1 protein-coding gene is annotated in these 500 nt (G+C 68.4%); it reads right to left on the bottom strand.

The features are described 5' to 3' along the window. A partial coding sequence (locus AACY52_RS30305) for an acyl-CoA dehydrogenase family protein (protein ID WP_339561378.1) occupies positions 1-500 on the bottom strand: 500 nt, incomplete at both ends.

Here is a 500-nt window from a genome sequence, read left to right as displayed (position 1 = left end):
AGCGTGCGCAGCCCGGCATCCTCGGCTTCGGCGCGCATATCGGCGATCAGGCGCGCAAACACCCCGCCATTGTCGAGCCCGAGCTTGCGCCCGACCAGATCGGCCGCCTGAATGCCGTTGGTGCCTTCATAGATCGGAGTGATACGCGCATCGCGGAAGAACTGCGCCGCGCCCGTCTCCTCGATATAGCCCATCCCGCCATGCACCTGGATGCCGAGGCTGGCGACTTCATTGCCGATGTCGGTGCCATGCGCCTTGGCCAATGGGGTCAGGATATCGAGCCGCTCCTGCCCGCCCGCTTGGCCGAGCGTCGCGCGGTCGACTTGGCTCGCGGCATAATAGACCAAGGCGCGCGCCGCCTGGGTCTGCGCCTTCATGCGCAGCAGCATGCGGCGCACATCGGGATGCTCGACGATCTTGACCGGCTCGGCGCTGCCCGATCCGGCGCGCGGCGATTGCACGCGCTCCAGCGCATAGCCGACCGCCGCCTGCGTCGCGGC

This window comes from Pseudomonas sp. EA_65y_Pfl1_P113, from assembly GCF_963970525.1.
GTDB classification, from domain to species: Bacteria; Pseudomonadota; Gammaproteobacteria; order Pseudomonadales; family Pseudomonadaceae; genus Aquipseudomonas; species Aquipseudomonas tritici.
Note: the sequence above shows the minus strand (reverse complement) of the source record. Positions and strands in the feature narration are given on the sequence as shown.